Source organism: Pseudanabaena sp. Chao 1811 (assembly GCF_027942295.1).
Taxonomy (GTDB): domain Bacteria; phylum Cyanobacteriota; class Cyanobacteriia; order Pseudanabaenales; family Pseudanabaenaceae; genus Pseudanabaena.
In genome coordinates this window covers 2,246,862-2,266,955 of the sequence record NZ_CP101416.1, presented here as the reverse complement: position 1 = coordinate 2,266,955, position 20,094 = coordinate 2,246,862, and the positions used below count along the sequence as shown (strand labels likewise).

Below are 20,094 nucleotides of genomic sequence, written 5' to 3'. Positions count from 1 at the left end.
ACTTATTTAAAAAAGATCTAAAAGTGTTTTTTTCATAGACTCAGGACGTATGAAAAAAACACTTTTTCTTTAGAGGATCTAAGCAGGATTATAGACCTTGTTTGCAGTTAGCGTATCGCAATCGGATGGACGCTCTTTGCTACCAAGTGCATAGCTTGTGTAATTTGAGGGTTTAGTACCTAGTTTTTGCTTATAGCCAACATTGATGATATCGGCTGCGGTATTGTCTGTCTCAAGTTTAGTGGGATCAGGCTGTAAGGCACAGAGCATAGTTTTGATCCAAGGATCATCTTTGGTTGCCTCTCTAAAGAACTCGTTGGGGTTAGGCAACGCTTGCGAGAACCTTTGCGCGAACAAGTCGGGCTGTTGGACTAGCAAACCAACGTCAAATCCCCATTTTCTGCGAGGTGGTGAGTAGAAAGGCACTGACTGCACTGTGACGGACTGGTAATACTTGGCAAAGTTGCTGAGGGGATCAGTAACGGCAGAAGGATTGGTAAACCAAGTCTGCATATCGCTACTGGTCTCAATACAGGTGTCACGGGTCGCATAGGACAAAGTCGTAGTACATCCAGTGACGGAAAGGCTGCTGTAAGGTGCAGTTGCCGAGAATGGTGCAGTGGCAAAGACACTACGGGTATTTTGAATAAATCCACCTGAGATCTGTAGGGTTTGACCTGTCCAGTTCTCCATAAAGCGGACAAAGTTGTGCAAGCCACCGCCTGTCTCACCTGTATAAATTGTTGTGTTAGGTGTAACAGCTGTTGCCGATGTGGTATATGGCACATAGGAACGCGATGGGGTGTTACCTGCTACGAAGTAAATATTGACTGTAGCGGCACTTGCTCGCTGTGTCCATTGACCTGTGCCATCACCTGGGGTTGCGGCGGCGGCAGGATTACCATTAATACCATTCAGATACTTCTGGTTATAACCAGTGGGCTGTGGCATTGCTGCGGCAGTAGCAGCGGGGGTAGAAGCTGCGACTGTTTTGGAGATCGGTGAGTGAAGTTGGATCACGGGAACAACGACGGGCTGATTGACGGTAGTCATGGCAGTAATCATCGCTGTGGAGTCAACTCCGATCGCTGCTGGTGAGACCACAGGTGTAACTGCTGATTCGGTCGCAGCTTGTTTGACATTAACTGCTCTAAATCCTAAGAATCTCGCACTTCTAATCGCAACACCCTGACCACTGTAAGTGGGTCCAATATTTAACCCTGTTACAGTATCTCTGGCTCCACCAGTGGCGGGCATCGTTCCAATAAAGTTACCGACCAGTACAGTGGGTTTGCTAACAGTAGTACCCTGAATCGTTAGAGCTTTTGGTCCCAATCTAGGGAATAGCCAAAATACCTTGTTAGGATCGACACCTTGCAACTTGACATACAAACCATCAATGGTGATATCCGCAGAATCAGGTGCGCGTAGTATGAATGTCGGATCGGTATTGCCATTGGCATTTAAGGTAAGGGTCGAATTAAGCAGTGAGGTGAAATTAGCAGCCGTTAAATCTAAGACATTAGGTTTAGTGCTGCTAAGGGCATTCACCGACCAAGTAGTACCAGACCCACTCAGCGATACTGCTTGACCAGTGGTGAAGTTAGTAGTAGTCAAACCTGAGGCAAAACTCACGATCGCACTTCTTGGATTGCCCAATGTAGTCGGACAACTATTACCTGTAATGTCATTGAGGAATGTCGTACCAAGCTGCTGAGTTGCTTGATATCGACGTGAAGCACCCGTTGCACCACAAACTGTAAATGACGATGCAGGTTGGTTGGTCGCACTACCATTGGGGAATGTAGTGTTAGCAGGTAAATTGAGATTGAGGGTCGCTCCTGCATCAGTACAGGTTTTATCTACCAAGCCCGTTGTGGGATTGATACAAACTGTTTCAGGCAAGATTAATGGCGCAGGTTGATTGGTGTTAAATGTGCCATTGGATGCGGGATTAGCTGCGGTTGAGTCATAGCTGGTGTTGTAGATAAATAGGTTGCGCGTGTTTTCATATTGGGTGTCAGCACTATCACCAGTCGGATCGCTGTTGGCAGAGGTAGTTCTATACCATAGCGATCGCGCTACCCTCTGAGGAACAAGCTTAGACATTCCAGGCAACATCGGAGTCTGAGCATTTTCAGTTGCCGCAGTACCACCAGAGACATAAGGTGCTTGATCAGGGGCAATGTCGGGGAATTGGTTGGCTACAGGTACGCCCCAAGCACTATTGCCTTTAGTGTTAGGAACAAATGAATAGCCAGATGATCCTGCATAGCTGGGGAAAGGATAGTTAGTTGTGCCAGTAGGAGCTGCGGGATAGGCAGCAGCTAAGGGGCTAGATTCAGGAATACGAGGCATGATTGCCGAGAATGGCAAGCGTGTATGACTAAAGGCTCTTTGAGGGAAGATCGTTCCAGGACCAATAGGAATAGGTGTTGGTGTTGGTGTTGGTGTTGGTTTCGGTGTTGGTGTTGGTGTTGGTTTCGGTGTTGGTGTTGCTACTGGTGTTGGTGTTGGTACTGGTGTTGGAGTGACAGGCTTCGGTGTTGGTGTTGGTGTTGGTACTGGTGTTGGTGTTGGTTTCGGTGTTGGCGTTGGGATTGGTGTTGGTACTGGTGTTGGCGTTGGGATTGGTGTTGGCGTTGGGATTGGCGTTGGCGTTGGTGTTGGCGTTGGTGTTGGTGTTGGTGTTCCACCAGTTGATGGCGCATCGTCATTGTCAATCCTGACCCAACGATAATCCCAAGCATTGGCATTGCTTGTGGTGCTAGGAGCAGTAACGGTTCTTAATACAGCACCTGTATCCTTCTCATTCGGATTATCAATCCGCACACGGAATCTTTCTCTTTCCTCAACCGCACTATCGCGGACAACCAAGACTGTTACCCATTGGAAACAGGTAGTAGTGCCAGAAGTGATTGCTGAACATTGAGGATTAGTGGTGTCGGGGAATTTGAGAACTTGTTTACCGCCCGCCGCAGGAGTACCCACATAGTCGGCAGGAACCCAAGTTGTACCATTCCATCGATAAATAGTCGAGAGATAGTCAGTACCAGTACCAGATCCACGAGCGGTGATCGCTTCTTCAAGCCCAATCTGATTAGCAGGCGTAGTTTGAGTAGCACTACCTCCATAGGAAGTGTTTTTCACCTGAGGTTGCAGCCCTGTTGCCCCTGTGCCTAAGTACAGTCCGCGCTTAGCAATATGTGATGCGTTACTATCCAATCCCGTTAATGAGGTGGGATTAGGATCTTCCGTAGAAATCTCCACGGTGATCGGAGTTGCAGGAGTTCCAGTAGCTGGATCGCTGTTATTCGCAGTGTTGGGATTATCAACAATTACCCTAAATGTATAGGGGCGATAAATAGCGTTATTGTTCAATCTTAGGTTTGTCGGAGGATTGGAAGCGGTATTGCCTGATCCATCATTAGTAGCTAGAGTTGTACTTGTGCCAGTGGCTGGAGGATACTGACGAACAACATTTCGTTTGGTATGTCCGGGCCATGTGACGGGGTTGTCGGTAGAGTTATTGGTATTAGGAACAATAAAGTTTGGTTCGGGCAGATTGCCACTAGCCACAATCGGGGCATAGTCATTGGTCTTTACATAGTCGGATGCTGTTGTATTAGCAGTAGTTGGGGCAGGATAACTTGTGGGGAGATCACCTTGGCGTAGAGGTGGGTTCTGAGGGTTAGAAGATGTGATTGCGCCTGAAAGCAAGGGGTCACCCGCATCAGGAGGACTTTGGGGCAAGGTATAGATACTTCTACCCTCAACGTCACCAATGTCATTATTGTTATCAAATCTGACTACAGGATGTATTGAAGGACAGCCAACATTGCCATAGGCGGTGCTGTTAGACAGACTAAAGGGTGTAGTGCGATCGCCTAGTACCTGTGGATAGGTATAGCCAGCATTAGAAGCCGCCGTTGCATCAGTATTCCCATTAACAACACCAATGGGCATCGGCCACCAGTTGTTGAGGTCAGGACAAGAACCTGCTGCCATGATAAGTGCTTGGTTCCCATCATTATAGATATCGTCATAGCGCAAGAATGACAAACGACGGGGGAACCGCTCATCCGCAGACGCAATATATCGAGGTGCAGCCGCTGGTGTTGGTGCAGTCGTACCAGTAGCATTTGGTAGTGCTGTTGTCCCTGCACCATCTTTGACCCAATCACTAAAAGTACATTCCGAGGCAGGAACCTTACGGCAAATCTCCATGCCATATTCACCAAAGATCACCCGACGCTGGACAGGAGTGACACCATTAGAGAGATAACTATTAGTGTTCGTGCTACCCAGTCCAGGCCAGAGATTGGAGTCAACATCAGAGGTAGCAGTTGCAGCACCAAGAGCGGTAAAGGCGGGGTAGGTTCCCGAATTTCCTGAGATTGTATCGGCAACAGTTGCATCAGGCAGCCAGTTGTAACTAGTGACAAAGTTATTGTTCAAGAAGCCCATACTCAGGCGCTTGATCGATGGTAAATCTTGGCGCTCTGAGAGAGAAGCACTGCCTAACCCAACCGTTTGACTGAGTAATTTAGTAGTTTGACTGCGATCTTCCCAGTTCGTATTGGTCGAGGAGTTACGGTTATTGCGAAGGTCATAGTCACCTTGATCGCGGAAACCTTCTGCGAAGCTACCCGACTGCACCGTAATACCATCAGAAATTACCGTCGCTGGTCGCCATTGATCACCACCAGATCCTCCTGATGAGGCTTGAGCCTGTCCTGGACGATAGGCAAAGTTAGGATTTAGAGTGGTTCGAGTGTAGAAATTACTCCAATCACTAGCCAGTGCAGTTGTAAACTCCTCAGCCGTATGCAGGTTAAATCCACCACCGTCAGCCTTGACATATACAGGATCGTTAGAAACTAAAATCAATCCCTTTTCGCCTTGGGTGGCTGTACTATAATTTGGCTGCGTAGTACCAGTACCACGCCAGAGACGAGTTCCATTCCGTAGACGAATGCCATTGGGGCGACGGGAGGGATCAAGACGAAAATCGGTTGAACTTAGCGATCGCCGCTTGCTCATCAAAGTAGTGACAGGATTTCCGCTTGTGTCAGTATCAAAATAACTGAGGTCAGGTAGTGAATCATCACGAGTCGCATAGACAACGCCACTGTAGGGTAGTAAGTAGTCTGGATTTACGCCATTAGTAGTGTTGTTAGTCCCTGAGATAGTTGTCGATCGCAATATTTCCATATCGAGATCCGTCACCCGAATCTCTAGCGGCTCACGCTGTTCTATTTCGAGATTATAGAGATCGGAACGATTGGTACTATTCGCAATTGGTGTGGTTAATGACTCATCTTGATTAAGAGCCTTCACTTCACGACCATCTAAGAATGCGGCTTCCTTCACTGCAAAGTTAGGGAAAAGAGTCGTACTCTTAGCGATCGTTCCATCGAGAATTTGTAGTGAACAGAGTGTCGAGTCTATGGCTGACTGGTCAGGCAAAGTCAGAGTCTGGCTTCCTGAAACTTTGATGAGTGCATTCCGTAATGGTTCATTGGCAAATCTACCATTAGGGAACATTAAGTTTGCTTGATATGCCAGACGAGATGATAGAGCAACACCTGCGTCCGCAGGATCGTCAGCTCCAGAAGTGACTGTAAATAGCCCTGTTGAATTGGTAAAGGTGATGCCAGATGTGATGTTAGCAGCAGTTTGACCAACAGCATAGGAATATCCATTATTTGAGCGCCCACCTGCTACAGAAACATCTTGAGCAGTAACGGAATTAGTGGGATCGTAGTAGCTACTGACACAGGCGATCGGAGCTTGGTATGTAGCAGGAGCGGCTGGGTCATATGCCGATGTTTTGTAGTGATAGACCGCAGTGGCTCGCATCTGCAAATCACCCTTCCGATTGTCAGGATTGGGTGCAGTATTGCCCAGAGCATCGATAGTAACAGTTGCAGCATCCGTAGAATTTGCCCAACGCCCAGCAGTCCAATTCCAAGGACGATAGACATTAGGAGTTACGGAAGTATCTAGTTTGACCGAGCCAGTCATTGGCATCGCATCACTCCAGACAACTGGGAAATTCGCTTCATTTAATCTGTAACGAAAATCAGATTCTGGTGATGAAGTGGAAGTGTCATTAGAGGTAATCGGGTTATCAACTAAAGCAGGTGGCGCGGGTAGAAATGTTTGGGTTGCTTTACGACTATACACCCCTGCACTAGTAACAACTCTGAGACCACCACTAACTGGTGTGGTGGTGGGAGTTGACTTACCAGTAGCGTCAAATCCGGGGTTGTCAGCCGCATTGAGTTCCCAGAAACCGCCTCGATCTGACACACCCAAAGACTTGAGCGAATTTGATTGGGTAAAGCGATAGCGACTGTTAGCAGTGGAGGCAGCGATCGCCGAAGTCTCCGTATTGTTCCAGCGAATTGAATCGTTACTGGTGAGGTAATTTGCCTCCGTCAAACCTACATAGCGATTGATGCCACCATCATTTTTGAGCCATAGTGCAGGTAAGTTATTACCAACTAATACGCGATCGCCCAAAAATTGCTCGTAAGTAACCTTCTCATCTTCGGGCTTGGTGGCAGGCAAAGCAGCGATCGATGCTGATGAAATCGTACTGGTTTTTCCTAGGGTCAAGTCACCAATTTTTGCCACTGTAGGCGGAACCGTAGTTGGATTTGTGCCAGCACTTCCTCTTATTAAAGATTTACCAGCCTTAATATTCACGAGATCGGCGGCTACAGAGACATCTCCTGTCATTGGAGCTGCATTGGAATAGGCAGGAAACATCCACTCGATTGGAGGCTGCCATTCTGACCCGCTAGCTGTGGTAACTGTAGTAATTGCGGGTGTAACTCCACCGTAAATTACGCTATCGGAAGCACCATAGGGAACTTCACGATAGGGAACTTTGCGTGTCCGCAATCTAAAATAGGCATCTAAAGCCTTTCTGCGAGCAACTCTAAAGTCAGCTTCTGTAGTAAGACCTTCATCAATTACTCGCTTCACAATATCTAACTTGACAGGCAGTGGATCACTGGTCAGAACATCCTTATCTGTAATCGATGCGTAGGAAGGTAATCCTGAAGTAATGACATTCGCCCCTGAAAATGTGGCATCAGCTAAGTTAACCAGTGCATCTACCCGAAAGTTATAGGCAAAGTCATTAAAAGCAACATCACGTCCCCGATTTGAATCATTGTCTTCTACGCTTTGGGTTGAGTTATCAATAATCTTGATTTGTCCTGCAGCAGCTCCAGCATTAGTTCCAACCAAAGTATTAGGATTCCCACCCGTAGGATCTACCCCACCTCCTCGGAACAAATGCACCCCAACCGTTGAATTTACACTCAATGAGTTGTCACTAACGAGAGCATCCCCTTCAACAACATTCCCTGCTACAGAAATTTTGCTATTTTCTTCTTTGTAATAGCAAGAAGAAGGACTACTAACTTGGAAAAGCCTGATCGGAGAACTTTCAACCCCCAACATCAGATTCCCAGCTGTATAGATTCTTCCGTTCAAGTCAAAGGCTGCTGCCCGTGATATTTCTAAGTCCCCTTCAAACCAAACCGCATTATTATTTTGAGGCGATCGCGCACGGTCTTGTTGGAGTTCGAGCGCACTGAAAGATGGATTACCAGCATAAGTTTCAAAGGCTCCACCCGCTTGCTCTGCTGCGGTAAGAGGGCTAGATGGATCATTGAGTGGCGTAGTAATTGGAACCGTTAGTGCATAGACAAAGAAACTCTTTTTGAGAGCGTTATCCGATGTCGTTACCCAACCTTCCGTCGTACTAGCACCAGAGGAAGCCGCATTTACACAAGCACCACTTAGCACCCCATTGTCCATCGGTGGTGTGCGGACTTCGATTGGGCTAACCGCACGGGTATTGAGGTTAGTAACCGTATCCCGTGGCGTTGTACGGAACAGAATAGTGTAAATTGCAAAGGAGTCAAACTTACCATTGCTGTCAGTATCAACAGGGAACTTCCAAGTCGTACCAACAGCATCATTATCAGAGATCGCAACTGCTCCCCAGTTAATGACGTTAGATGGAGATTTTACTGCGGGATCGACGATTTGGAGGCGAACTTCATCGGCAAAGGTGTAGTTACCATTGTCGCTAGTAATAGCTTGGTAGAGGGAAGATTCAGGTGGAGTTCCCCCAGGTAGAGTGGGATCTTCGATTAGGGCGCTAATCTTTGCCCTAGCGCGATCGAGAATCGCCGAGTTAGCGCTGCGATATACTTGTTCAACTCGAGCATTAGAAGCTTCTCTAGCACGGTCAGTTGAGCGGGCAACTGTGGAGACTACCAGCAAGCTGACAACTAAAGTCACCAAAGTCACAGTTGGCAAGATGAAACCGCCCGCCTTGCGTTTTTTTCCACTACTGCCATTGAGCAATAGACGGATAAAGCGGCGACTAATCCGAATTGGGCTGCCGATTTTGTTTAGCCATTTTCTAATCTTGGCAAGAAATTCGGCAAAAAAACGATTGAGTTTGCGGCTTTGCTTGGAGTCGGACATAAAAGTTTCTACCAACCTGACTGAAATATATTACCCAAGCAAGTTGTAAAAGTTGCAAATATTTTGATCTGATCAAAAAACAGGCATAGTCCTCAAGATGGGATGATGCGCCACATTACCTATGCTGCTATAGCAACGAAAGTTTTGCTTAGGGTAAAGATGAGTGGCGGCGCAAAGCGCCGCCACTCATCTTTGCTGATCATATAGAGACAATTAATCAATTGTTCCGATTTTCTGGACTAGCGATTGCTATATTACTTGTCTGGTGACAGATCCGAAAAAATGACCAATATTGCAAAAGCCCCATTAGAACTAGATTCCCGTCGGTTTCATCTAGGATTGGCGATCGCCCTAGTTTTTCGCCTGATATTGATCAGTTTTCCCATAGCCTTTTGGATTGATATGAATCTCTTTAAGGCTTGGTCACTAGATTTAGTGCAGCAAGGTATATCCCATTTCTATGGCTACTCCAACTGCGACTATCCCCCTGCCTATCTCTATATACTGTGGCTGATTGGCAAGATTTATCAGCTTGTTGATCCAACTCTGAGTCATCGGGATGGATTATTATTCATGGCAATGATTAAGTTACCACCGATATTGGCGGATATCAGCGCGGCATGGTTGATTGCCCAAATCCTCAAACCGCATACTTCACTGCACAATGCCCATAAACTCGCTCTCTTCTACGCCTTTAATCCATTGATGTTGTTTGTATCAGCACTGTGGGGACAGGTTGACGGGGTAATGATTTTGTTGATGTTAGGAGCTTTTTATTTAATTCAACAAAATTATTTGGTTAGATCGGGACTCTTAATTGCGGTGATGGTGATCTTTAAACCGCAGGGACTTTTTCTTGCGCCATTTTTGGTACTTTCGCAATGGTTTCGACAAGCTTGGTGGAAATGGGTGGCGATCGCAATTGGGGGACTTGCCCTGATCTGGCTAATCGTAGAGCCATTTTATGGGCTAAAAGATGGTCTTGCTACACCATTTTTAGCGCTCTACCAACGTTTGCAAAGTACTGCCGATTATTATGACTTTGCCTCGGTGAATGCTTTTAATATTTGGGGTTGGGCAAATTGGGAACGGGACTATACAAAATTTCTGGGAATTAACTACAAGGTAATTGGTTTAGCCTTTTTGGGAATCCTTATGCTGTGGTTGGGGATATTTCTCTATCAGCAGCGTCATTTTGGTGCTCAAGCTCTCGCGATCTCCACATTACTGATCGGATTTTTTATGTTGCCGACCCGAATGCACGAACGTTATATGTTGTATGGACTAGCTTTTTTGGCGATCGCGATTGCGGTGATTCCCACAATTAAATGGATCTATGGGGGCTTTACGGTTACGGGGGCGATAAATGTGGGCTACGTTTATCTGCGCTATAACCATGAAGCTTTATTTAATACGATTCCCACAATGTGGTTTCAGAGCGTAATCTACACAGTAAGCGCCTTAAACGTCATCTTATTTGTAGTCCTTCTTTCCCACACCTTCCGATCGCAACCATTGCCAAACAAACTTTCAGCACTATGAGCTATTCACCTATGAACCATTCACTATCTCTGTCTGTAGTAATTCCTGCCTATAACGAGGCGGAAAATATTGGTCGGGTGATTGCCAATGCCGTTGATTACTTGAGCGATCGCCCGATGCAATATGAAATTATTGTGGTAAATGATGGGTCTATCGATGCAACTAAGGCGATCGTCATGAAGTTAGCCTCCCAAAACTCAAGGATTCGCCTAATTAATCATCCCCACAATTTAGGATATGGCTCAGCCCTACGCAGTGGATTTGATCAGGCTCTCCATGAATATATTTTCCTGACCGATGGTGATGGGCAATTTGCCATTAGCGACCTCGATAGTTTTCTGCCTTATATTCAAAATTCACAGCATCATTCGCAAGTCGTAATTGGCTATCGGGCAAAACGTGCCGATGTATTTGTGCGATCGCTAAATGCTTGGCTCTATCACATTTTTATTCAGTGGGTACTAGGCATCAAAGTCAGAGATATTGACTGTGCCTTTAAACTATTTCCCCGTAGCATTTATCAAGCGATTAGACCGATCAAGTCCGATGGAGCCTTATTTAGCGCTGAATTTCTCTTAAAATTGCAGCAATTGCCTATGCTTGAGCCAATCATTGAACTACCTGTACGGCATTTTCCTCGCAAATTTGGCGTAGCGACGGGGGCAAATATCAAAGTCATCCTGAAAATGTTTTGGGAATGCTGGCAACTCAAACAGGAATGCCGCGATCATATCGCGATCGCCGATGTCGTTAAAACCTAGAAAAAGAAGACCGCAAAGCGGTGTTCTTTTTCTAGGACTTAATTTTGCATCTTTAAATCCAGTTAAATCCTGCAATTCTATCGGGCATAAACCACATGCGCTGATAGAACTCACTAGGTAAGATAGGGAGCCCTAACCAAATCGGCATAAAGAAAATCTGGCTGACAATCACGGTGGCAATAATTCCATAGCCTAAATAACGAATTATGCCCTTCTGCTCTAGCATTTGACAGACTAGCCATGCGAGAGCTACAAAGCTAAACACCGCAGCAGACATATAGTGATAGAGAAATAAGCAGCGCTTTACAATTAGCCAAGGCACATAGTTGGCGAAATATCCCAGTAGTAAATAGTTAGTACTACCAATATTCGTGGACTTCCGAAATTGTGGCAAAATCGAACCAAAGGTGATGATGACGATCGCCAAGGTCGAGAACCACCACAAAAGTGGATTGCCCAGTCCTTGGATCACGGCAAAGAATTCATTTTGACTTTGAAAATAGTAACCGACAGGTCTGGCTAAAACTGCCCAAGAAATAGCTGAGGAGCAGTAAGGATGGGCAGGATGGTCAGGATCGATGCTGGTGACAATATCAGTGGAATGCCACCAGAGAATATGTTTGTGAACTGCAACTAGGAATTTTGGAAAAGCATTGAGCGCCTGCCAAGCATTTTCGGCAACATTCCCACCTGAATTTAGTAAAAACAGGGGAATCCACTGCACCAGATAAAAGGCGATCGGCATGAAGATAAAGCATAGGAGATATTGCCACCAATGCAGTTTGGTAAGTTCGGCAAGTATCCCCAGCTTGGCAAGATTTTTGGGAAAGAATTTGGCGATCGCCCATACGAGCAGAATAACTAAAAATAGCAACAGGCTAAATCCTAATCCGTTCCATTTCACCGCAGCAGTTGCTCCTAGCATCAGTCCCGCACAACATAGCAGAAATGTGCGTAGTTTGCCCTGTACCGCTAATCCGCCTAACACAAACATCTGTGAGACTAATCCAAAGGCAACTAAAAATACATTGAGTAGGGCTAAACGCGACTCAACCAAAAACAAACCATCGCTGAATAAAAATAAACCTGACAACAGAGCAAAGTTCCGTTTTGCCGTAAGACGATAAATCAGTCCAATCACCAATAGGGGCAGAACCGAACCAAAAATTGCACTGAGAATCCGAAAGCCGATTTCATTCTGCCCAAAAAGCAGCAACCCCAACATGATGAAATATTTCCCCAAGGGCGGATGACCTTCCCAAGTGGGGTTTCCTTCTAGATATTCTTTGGCATATTGCCCAAAAAGGGATTCATCAAAGACAGGATAGGGAATTTTGCCTAGTTGCCAAAAATGGAGAAATAAGGCGATCGCAAATATTCCTAAGCTTCCTAACACCAAATACCAATCCCATCCTTGAGATCGGCTTTGCTCAAGGCTATCAACATTCTTATCGAGTTTGTTTTCTATGTTCTGCATATTTGTCCTGTACTAACTCATCGCTCAGAAAAGCTAAACAAAGTCAATGCTACGCATTGACTTTGTTTAGCTTTTCTGGGATCTGTACCATGTCCCTACCACAATCAATATTGCTAGCCCCATACTACTCGCCAGCAAAGGTAGCACATCATGATTCGTACTCATTTCTACTCCTGTACTACCTAAAAACACAAAGGGCGCAATCCCTAAAGGTGTACCTAGCAGAGTTCCCAGTAAATAATCGCGACGCTTAATGGGACTCAAACCTGCGGCAAAACTAACTACACCATAGGGAATTAGGGGCAGTAATCTTGCGGCAAAGGAATAGGCGATCCCTCCTGACACAAGATTTGCACTCACCGTTGACCATCGCTCATTGGTTGATGCGAATTTTTCTGTGAATTCTGGACTAAGCGATCGCGCCAGAATAAAACCTAGCAATGCTGAAAGTAAAGCTCCTAAGGAGGTTAGCAATAAACCTTCTACACCACCATAAAGCGCCCCACCTGCAATATTAAAGGCAGTCACAGGCAAAATCAGTAAAGTGGCGATCGCATAGGCAATTACAAAAATCGCATCGCCCCACAGTCCCACATCTTGGACAATATCCTGAATCTGGTTAAACCCATCAATGTGAGTAAAGGTAATCCAGCCACTAACTACAGTCAGAGCAAAGATACCGATCAGCAATTTTTTATTCACGTTGGTTCGCCTGCAAAAAGTTAAATTTCTGACGCAAAAAAGGACGTTCCCAGAACAGAGTAATCAATGTTGCAATCACAATGGCTAAACCCATAGCAAAGACTGTAAAAACTATTTGCCATTGTGGATCATCATGGGGATCTGGGGTTAGTGGCTCAGGAAAACGTGCATGAAATAATTTGGCAGCGATAAACTGATGCCAGATATATAGGTTATAAGAAATCAAGGAGAAAAATGCTAAAAAGCGATTATTCAAAATCTTTTGTATCCAAGGATTAGCAAAATGTCCACCGATCGCGGCAAACATCAACGCTATCCCTATAAATAATCGATTACGGGCTTGCCACAGGATCATGCCATTAGGCAAACTTGCCACAGTCCCAACATCTTTGATGAGAGCTATAAAGCTAGCTAAACCTAAAAGCATAATCATCGAAAAAATTGGCATGTAACGGTCTATATTTTGCAGATTGCGGAGCCAGACCAAAATATAGGCAGTCAACATTCCCGCCGCAAATAAATCTAAAAATGCAGGCATCTGGCTTAGATACGGGGTCAACATTCCACTACTTTGCTGTGTTGCCATAATGTACTGGCGATAGGCGATCGCCCATCCTGTCATCAAGAACGTAATCAGTAGTGGTCGGGTACGGAAAAACTTCGCCAGTATAGGAAAGATTAGATAAAACTGCACTTCTACAGCCAAAGACCAAAATACTCCATTAATCGAGTAATGGGTTTCAGGGAAAAAGTTATGGATAAAGAGAAAATGGGTAATTAAATGCCAAGACAATTGCTCTTTAGGAAATTCCCACTCAAATAAAACCAGAATTAATAGGATTGCCAACAAATAGGAAGGCAATATTTTTAAGGCGCGTTTACGCAAATAATCTCGCCATAAAGCTAGTGGATACTGCTCAAAGCAATGGCGAGCATGGGGATAAAAAAGACAAAATCCACTGATAAAAAAGAAAGTTTCAACCCCAAGAAATCCAAATCGGGCGATAAAGTTTATATATACGGGACTATTAAATACCGTTGTAAAATCCAGCCAAGATAATTGCCAGACATGAAAAATAAATACTAGTAGAATGGCAATTCCCCGTAAACCATCCATTACCGCAACATGAGATTTCTCAATATGCTCATCTCCCCCAGATCCCCTGTTAAATATATTTTTTGAGAGAAATAGAAACCTTTGTAATGTGATCATTATTTACATTCTTATTACATTTCTAATTACATTTTCAGTTCACTCAACTTTACGAAGAATAACAAATATACTTCCAGTATCAGCATACCAATTCAGATTACCCAAACCAAACAATTTAACAATCAGGCTAAATAATCTTGCCAGATTATAAAATCCATAATGCTCTAGTCTATCGACAATAAAGGGAATATCCGAGTATTGACCAGATTTTTTCATCACTTCTATTCGCAATCCATGAGCTTGAGCCAATCGTTTTAATGTTGAAGGAGAAAAGTAATATAAGTGTTCCACAGGTTTAAACTGAAACCATCGTCTTCTAAAAATTCGATATTGGAGACTATCAATATTAGGTGTGGACAGCGCAATAATACCCTGCTCAGAAAGTAAACTACTAATTTTCGCAAAATTTTTTTGTAGCTCAGGTAAATGTTCAATTACATCAAACATTGTGATCAGATCATATTGATGTGCGGCAGTGAAATATTCTAGAGGCTCATTACTGATCGTATATCCTTTCTGAATAAGCAAATCATACATACGATGCTCCAGTTCTATCCCCTCAACCTGCCACTGATTTTCTTGTAAAACATCAAGAAAATATCCCGCGGCACAACCGATATCTAGCGCAATTCCTTTGTTGATACAGTATGGAGCAAGATCTCTATACCATTTCTCAAAGGTTTTAATTCTTAAATTGGCGATGCTTTCATAGTCATTATATCCATCTTGATTGCGATGGAAATATTCATGGCGATAAACATCAAAGAGACAATTATTACTAATTCTAGGATTAACAAATGACATACTACATGTAGAGCATCTCACAATATCAAACCCATGTATTGAGTATAATTTTTGATGGCTTGCTCCACCACATATAGGACATGGATATTTATGGAGTTTAAACTTAGAAATATCAAGTTTAGACATAAGAAATTTGATAGCACTTCAAACTTTAAGATTAAGCGCCAAATAGTTTAGGGTTTAGAAATAGAACTGCACCAAACATATTAAACCAAATAGAAATTAAGATACAGGTGAGTGGAAGCGCACGAGTAGGGTCAACTTTAGATTTCAGTAATAGAAAAGAAGCAAATGGAAAGAAATCTAAAAAGTAGCGATAGCCAAATTGTTGCCAACCAGTTGAACAATGTGTAAATACAGGTATAGCAATGATCGCCATACATAACCAAGCAAAATTCTTCCAAGAATCGCCTCTGTTGTTATCTCTCAGAACATATATAAATAAAGGACTAATTGCCAAAATACCATTACCCATATCATCAATCTTGAAAAAGGGAAATTGAGTAACAAGTTTTGGGATAGCAATAATGCCGTGATAAATATTTGGGAAAATATAGATTAAATTCCGAAACCCATATTTTTGAATATTTTCTTGAAAAAAGTCTGCATAGAGAAGCTCTTCATACTTAATCGAAAATGGACTACCAAAACGCACCCAGTTCCACCAAGCGACAAACATGATAAACATAACTGCTGGAATACATAAAGCAGCCAGTGCTTTAAGATTTCCTGAATAACGACGAAACCAAGCTTTAAGAATAAAGGCTGGGAAAATTACTGCTAAATGAAATCGACCAATTGAGGCGATCGCTAGTAAAGTAATGGCAATAATATCTTGTTTTAAACTATTAGAATGATAAAAAGTTAACCAAGCTAACGATAGGAACAAGCAGCTACCGAGGACAGCATTAAACCAAGACGAGGCAATGACTGTACAGGGTAGCAGCATCGTCCCCAGTGCTAAAAAGATAAATAATAGACTACGTTGACCAATTTTTTGATTTGCGGCGAATTTCTCCACATATATAAATTGAATGATAATAAGAATAAAATAGAGAATTAAAGAAAATATGGTTTCTGTAATTTTGCCTTTAAAAAAATAGACAAATGGTAGGATTAGGAAACTATTTAATGGTGGAATTGCGAGAAACAATTTACCATTAAATGGAATCAAATCAAGATCCCAATTGACATCAAGATTAACTCTACCTTGCAAAAATGCTTCAGCTTGTACATAGAACATTTCTCCACTTCTGCCATCTAAATGACCACTTATAGAATAAGAAATAATAAATGTGACTATAGTACAAAAGACAATTATAATAGCCGCATAGCCAAGCTTGTACTTGAGCATCAGAGATCTGAGAATATAGTTTATTTCGTAAAATTTAATCAATGCTTTTCGACCTAAATTTTTATTTTTAAATCTTTGAAAATTAATTTCAGGGAAGTAGAGATTTTAGTCATTTCTATCTATCCAAATATTGTTGCAAATTTTACAACTATATTTTTTCTCCCGTTGATAGTTTTGCCATGTTTATTAAACTGTGTACTATCACATAAAGGACATTGCATTGATGTTTTGTTTTAGATAAGTGACAGCTTAGTTTAACAAATCTTTTTTCTAGTGACATATTTTTTCGAGGCTAGAGTAAATCACTAAAATTTATAATTTTTCATTCAGTATTTTCTATGTTTATGGTAAAGATATAGCTCAAAGCCCAACCTGCTATTTCTAAATAGAATGAATACAAACCCCAATGAAAAAATTCGTCAGCAATTTGACTTAATGCCCTATCCCAATCTACCTGCATCGCAAATGGGAGGAGATGGCGATCGTGGTTTGATTTTGCATTCTTTTGTCACGGCTTGGTATGCCAAAACTCAACGGGTTTGCGATCGCCAAGATTTGACGATCCTTGATATTGGATGTGGATCGGGTGTAACTACCTTGGCATTAGCGATGGCAAATCCTAAGGCGCGGATTGTGGGAATAGATCTATCGGAGGCTTCTTTAAAATTGGCAAGCGATCGCCTCACTTATCATGGTTTCCCTAATGCCGAATTTTATAATTTGCCTATCGCTGAGCTTCCACGCTTCAAAGAAGAACAGGGGATCGAATTTGACTATATTAACTGCGAAGACACGCTCTATTTTTTGCCCTCACCAGCAGAAGGATTGCAAGCGATGCGATCGGTTCTCAAATCTGAAGGTTTATTACGAACTAATGTTCATAGCCTATATCAACGCGCCGATTTTTTTCGCGCCCAAACCTTTGCCAAATTGTTAGGATTTCTGGACGGTAATCCCACGGAAACAGAGTACAGACAAATTTACACAATTATGGAAGCCTTAGGCGATGGAACCATGCTCAAAGCAAGTACTTGGACTCCCTCTGATAAATCCTTTGGCTTTGTTTTGATGAATTATGTGATGCAGGAAGATAAGGGTTTTACGATTCCAGATGTTTTTCAAATGCTGCGATCGGCAAATTTAGAATTTGTGAGCATGATCAATCCTGCGGACTGGCGTTGGCAAAATATATTTCCCAATGGAATGCCAGAGCAATTCACTCAATTTTTGGCTAAGGCTACGGCTGAGCAAAATCTCCATGCCTTTGAACTGCTTCAACCCGTTAACCGTCTATTGGATATTTGGTGCGGTCACTCAGGACGATCGCCTGAATATGTAGAGATCAGTCAATGGTCAGAAGGGATGTGGAATTCAGCAATGATGCATTTGCATCCTGTTTTGCGAACATCTCAGTTTTTTCAAACCCTCGATCAAGCGATCGCCCAAATGCGCCCCAATCCCAATCTGCAAAAATTACATCGACCTCATCTTGATGCCCTCACCGTAACTCTTTGCTTGCGATTTCTCTGGCAGCGTCCCTGTAAATTTGCAGAGATTGTCACCTATTGGTGTAGCCACAAACCCAGATTAGAAGCCTATCGCCAAGTTTCGACCATTATCGGTGGCTCAGTTGCACCCGTTGGCAAACTCAGCGATCGCCAAGCCCAAGATGAACTCAAGTTTTTATTAAATGAACTCGTCTTAGATCACCTTGTTCTTATTGAATTACCATCCTAGTTTGACTACCCAATAAACGCCCCATACATTGACGATCACAGATAAAGTAATTAATATCCATGCCAAGGCTTGAGGCATTCTTTGTAGACCACTAGCGATCGCTACAAATAAAAATGGCAAATAATCGAGGGCATAGCGATAGCCAAACTGCACCCAACCCGTTGCTGTATAGATCATCGCAGGCAGCGAGATTAAAAATGCTGATAATCCCGCCAAAATTACAAATACATCAAACCAGTTAGCCGTAAACAGAGCGAAAAATGCAGGTGTCGTTAGCCAGATATTCATCCCTTCTGGTTTTGGGCGCACAAAGGGAAATTGTGGTAAGAATTCAGGCATTTCTGTAAAGATCAGCTTGATGTGCTTAGGAATATAGGCTTTATTGAACAAACCATACTTCTCAATCGCAGGTGCTTGGACTGATGAATAATAGTTTTGCAGCATATAGCCCGACTCCATAGGATCGCCAAATCTTGCCCAGTTAAACCAAGATTGGAATAAAAAAAGTGGTGTAAAACCTGCTCCAAAGCTGATGCCTTTTTGAATCCATTTTTCGGGACGTTCCCATAGTAGCCAACCTAAGAAAAATAGCGATCCCAAAACTGTAGCCTGACGCGAGAGAAAGGCAAGCCCCATAAAGAATCCTATCAGCGCAAATCTTCGCTTCCCAAAAAACTCCACCAAAGCTAATAACATTCCCCACTCAGCGACAACATGGGCATAAAACCAAATTGTGCCAATGATGCTTGCGCTGTAATGCACAGTCCCAAAGCCATAGAGAATGGTTAAGCCAACGCGCATAGCACCTTGCAAGTTCATCCGCCCCAACAATGTCCATACTAAAAATACATCGACAGCCCCAAACAACATACATACTCGAATTTGTTCTGTGGCAATGCCCCAAATCGCCACAAAAGGCATCAGTAAAATTGATGGCAAGGGTGGATTAGGCAGATAGATTTTGTCCTTCCAGTAAATTAAATCCACATAATATTCTGGCAAATTAAACAGATCAAGCCGCCCTTGCAAAAATCCTGAGGCTTGATAGACAAAGTGCTTATACCAATCTGGGTGCACAAGATGAGAACAGAAATAAATGCCAAAGGGTACAAGAATCCATAAAACAATCCATAGCAAAACCTGTTTTAGATCTTGTTTTACCGCAGAGATAGTCATAGTCATATTTACAAGTTAGGCAGGTATGAATGCAGTGTAAAGTACACCCCCAATTTTGCCCAAAAGCTCCAAAAGATTGAAATGCAAGTTTACATAACGTCAGTTCAACAAAGAGAAAAATGGTAAAAATCGCTTTGCGATTTTTACCATTTTTCCTTGCTTTTCAGGGTGAAAAGGGCTTTACAGTTACAAAAAATCTGTTGGTTTAGGGGTGTAAAAAATTGCTCTGATCGCAAAGCCAATCGCGAGACTGCTACTTGTAAGGATGCCCAGAATGATGAAATTTTTAATCGTGCTTAATTCGAGGTACTGGATTTGCTTACCAATTAGGGTGATCGTCGCGGCAAGTAACCCGATCGCCAAACTAGCAATCCAACTTGATGGAATTTGAAATAGGGAAATGGTAAAGGCAATCGACAGCGCAAAGGTAACTATTGTCGAGAGAATTTCAATGATTGAAAGTTTTTTGTCAGGCTCAGCACTATAACCAACATCCGCAAAACCTAACCAGTACAGGACTAGACAGACACCCAAGGTGATCAGGCTGGGAATCAGACCAGCTTGCCAATAGACAATTATCACCGATGTGATCGCGGCAAGTAGTCCACCCAGACTTTGCGGTATGGCAAATATCCCCGCAACGGCTAAACCCAATAACAAACTTGCGATCGGGTAATTATGATCAGTGATTAATGTGCTGATGTAACTACCTAAATATCCATAGGCGATCGCGATGGTCGTGAAAGAGACCAATAAACGCAGCCCAACTTCAACCCTACCAATTTTGAGTGCCATAAAATGCCACCAGTTT

Annotated in this window: 11 protein-coding genes; 3 read left to right on the top strand and 8 right to left on the bottom strand. The window is 43.3% G+C overall.

Annotated elements, in window-relative coordinates:
* Positions 1-78 precede the first annotated feature (78 nt).
* A complete protein-coding gene (gene hpsA, locus NMG48_RS10365) occupies positions 79-8,517 on the bottom strand; it encodes a hormogonium polysaccharide biosynthesis protein HpsA (RefSeq protein ID WP_271255141.1) in 8,439 nt (2,812 codons plus the stop codon).
* A gap of 282 nt (positions 8,518-8,799) precedes the next feature.
* On the opposite strand from hpsA, the gene NMG48_RS10360 reads away from it, so the two are divergent.
* Positions 8,800-10,059 carry a glycosyltransferase 87 family protein gene (locus tag NMG48_RS10360; protein ID WP_271255140.1) on the top strand — a complete coding sequence of 420 codons (1,260 nt, stop codon included), beginning with the start codon at positions 8,800-8,802 and terminating at the stop codon, positions 10,057-10,059.
* A gap of 11 nt (positions 10,060-10,070) precedes the next feature.
* On the top strand, positions 10,071-10,820 hold the full coding sequence (locus NMG48_RS10355) for a glycosyltransferase family 2 protein (protein WP_271255139.1): 750 nt from the start codon (positions 10,071-10,073) through the stop codon (positions 10,818-10,820).
* A 52-nt stretch (positions 10,821-10,872) separates the two neighbouring features.
* On the opposite strand, the gene NMG48_RS10350 is transcribed toward NMG48_RS10355, so the two are convergent.
* The 5 genes from NMG48_RS10350 to NMG48_RS10330 form a co-directional block, all read right to left on the bottom strand.
* A complete protein-coding gene (locus tag NMG48_RS10350; protein ID WP_271255138.1) occupies positions 10,873-12,297 on the bottom strand; it encodes a phospholipid carrier-dependent glycosyltransferase in 1,425 nt (474 codons plus the stop codon).
* A gap of 66 nt (positions 12,298-12,363) precedes the next feature.
* Complete coding sequence (locus tag NMG48_RS10345; protein WP_271255137.1) at positions 12,364-12,999, bottom strand: TVP38/TMEM64 family protein; 636 nt, start codon at positions 12,997-12,999, stop codon at positions 12,364-12,366.
* Entirely contained in the window at positions 12,992-14,212 is a 1,221-nt protein-coding gene (locus tag NMG48_RS10340) for an acyltransferase family protein (RefSeq protein WP_271255136.1), read from the bottom strand. The genes NMG48_RS10345 and NMG48_RS10340 overlap by 8 nt, the downstream gene beginning before the upstream one ends.
* A 39-nt stretch (positions 14,213-14,251) precedes the next feature.
* Positions 14,252-15,016 (bottom strand): class I SAM-dependent methyltransferase, encoded by a 765-nt coding sequence (locus tag NMG48_RS10335; protein ID WP_271255135.1) that lies wholly within the window; start codon positions 15,014-15,016, stop codon positions 14,252-14,254.
* 157 nt (positions 15,017-15,173) lie between these two features.
* Positions 15,174-16,370, bottom strand: a complete 1,197-nt coding sequence (locus NMG48_RS10330) for a hypothetical protein (RefSeq protein WP_271255134.1) — start codon at positions 16,368-16,370, stop codon at positions 15,174-15,176.
* A gap of 390 nt (positions 16,371-16,760) precedes the next feature.
* On the opposite strand from NMG48_RS10330, the gene NMG48_RS10325 reads away from it, so the two are divergent.
* Positions 16,761-18,107 (top strand): class I SAM-dependent methyltransferase, encoded by a 1,347-nt coding sequence (locus NMG48_RS10325; RefSeq protein ID WP_271255133.1) that lies wholly within the window; start codon positions 16,761-16,763, stop codon positions 18,105-18,107.
* Here NMG48_RS10325 and NMG48_RS10320 read toward each other — a convergent pair.
* Both NMG48_RS10320 and NMG48_RS10315 read right to left on the bottom strand, forming a co-directional pair.
* On the bottom strand, positions 18,096-19,289 hold the full coding sequence (locus tag NMG48_RS10320) for a hypothetical protein (protein ID WP_271255132.1): 1,194 nt from the start codon (positions 19,287-19,289) through the stop codon (positions 18,096-18,098). The genes NMG48_RS10325 and NMG48_RS10320 overlap by 12 nt on opposite strands.
* A 180-nt stretch (positions 19,290-19,469) precedes the next feature.
* Positions 19,470-20,078, bottom strand: a complete 609-nt coding sequence (locus NMG48_RS10315) for a hypothetical protein (protein ID WP_271255131.1) — start codon at positions 20,076-20,078, stop codon at positions 19,470-19,472.
* Positions 20,079-20,094 lie beyond the last annotated feature (16 nt).

Bases quoted from the DNA above. Each gene is read 5' to 3' on its own strand.
- hpsA (WP_271255141.1), bottom strand. From the start codon at position 8,517: ATGTCCGACTCCAAGCAAAGCCGCAAACTCAATCGTTTTTTTGCCGAA.
- NMG48_RS10360 (WP_271255140.1), top strand. From the start codon at position 8,800: ATGACCAATATTGCAAAAGCCCCATTAGAACTAGATTCCCGTCGGTTT.
- NMG48_RS10355 (WP_271255139.1), top strand. From the start codon at position 10,071: ATGAACCATTCACTATCTCTGTCTGTAGTAATTCCTGCCTATAACGAG.
- NMG48_RS10350 (WP_271255138.1), bottom strand. From the start codon at position 12,297: ATGCAGAACATAGAAAACAAACTCGATAAGAATGTTGATAGCCTTGAG.
- NMG48_RS10340 (WP_271255136.1), bottom strand. From the start codon at position 14,212: ATGATCACATTACAAAGGTTTCTATTTCTCTCAAAAAATATATTTAAC.
- NMG48_RS10335 (WP_271255135.1), bottom strand. From the start codon at position 15,016: ATGTCATTTGTTAATCCTAGAATTAGTAATAATTGTCTCTTTGATGTT.
- NMG48_RS10330 (WP_271255134.1), bottom strand. From the start codon at position 16,370: ATGCTCAAGTACAAGCTTGGCTATGCGGCTATTATAATTGTCTTTTGT.
- NMG48_RS10325 (WP_271255133.1), top strand. From the start codon at position 16,761: ATGAATACAAACCCCAATGAAAAAATTCGTCAGCAATTTGACTTAATG.
- NMG48_RS10320 (WP_271255132.1), bottom strand. From the start codon at position 19,289: ATGACTATGACTATCTCTGCGGTAAAACAAGATCTAAAACAGGTTTTG.
- NMG48_RS10315 (WP_271255131.1), bottom strand. From the start codon at position 20,078: ATGGCACTCAAAATTGGTAGGGTTGAAGTTGGGCTGCGTTTATTGGTC.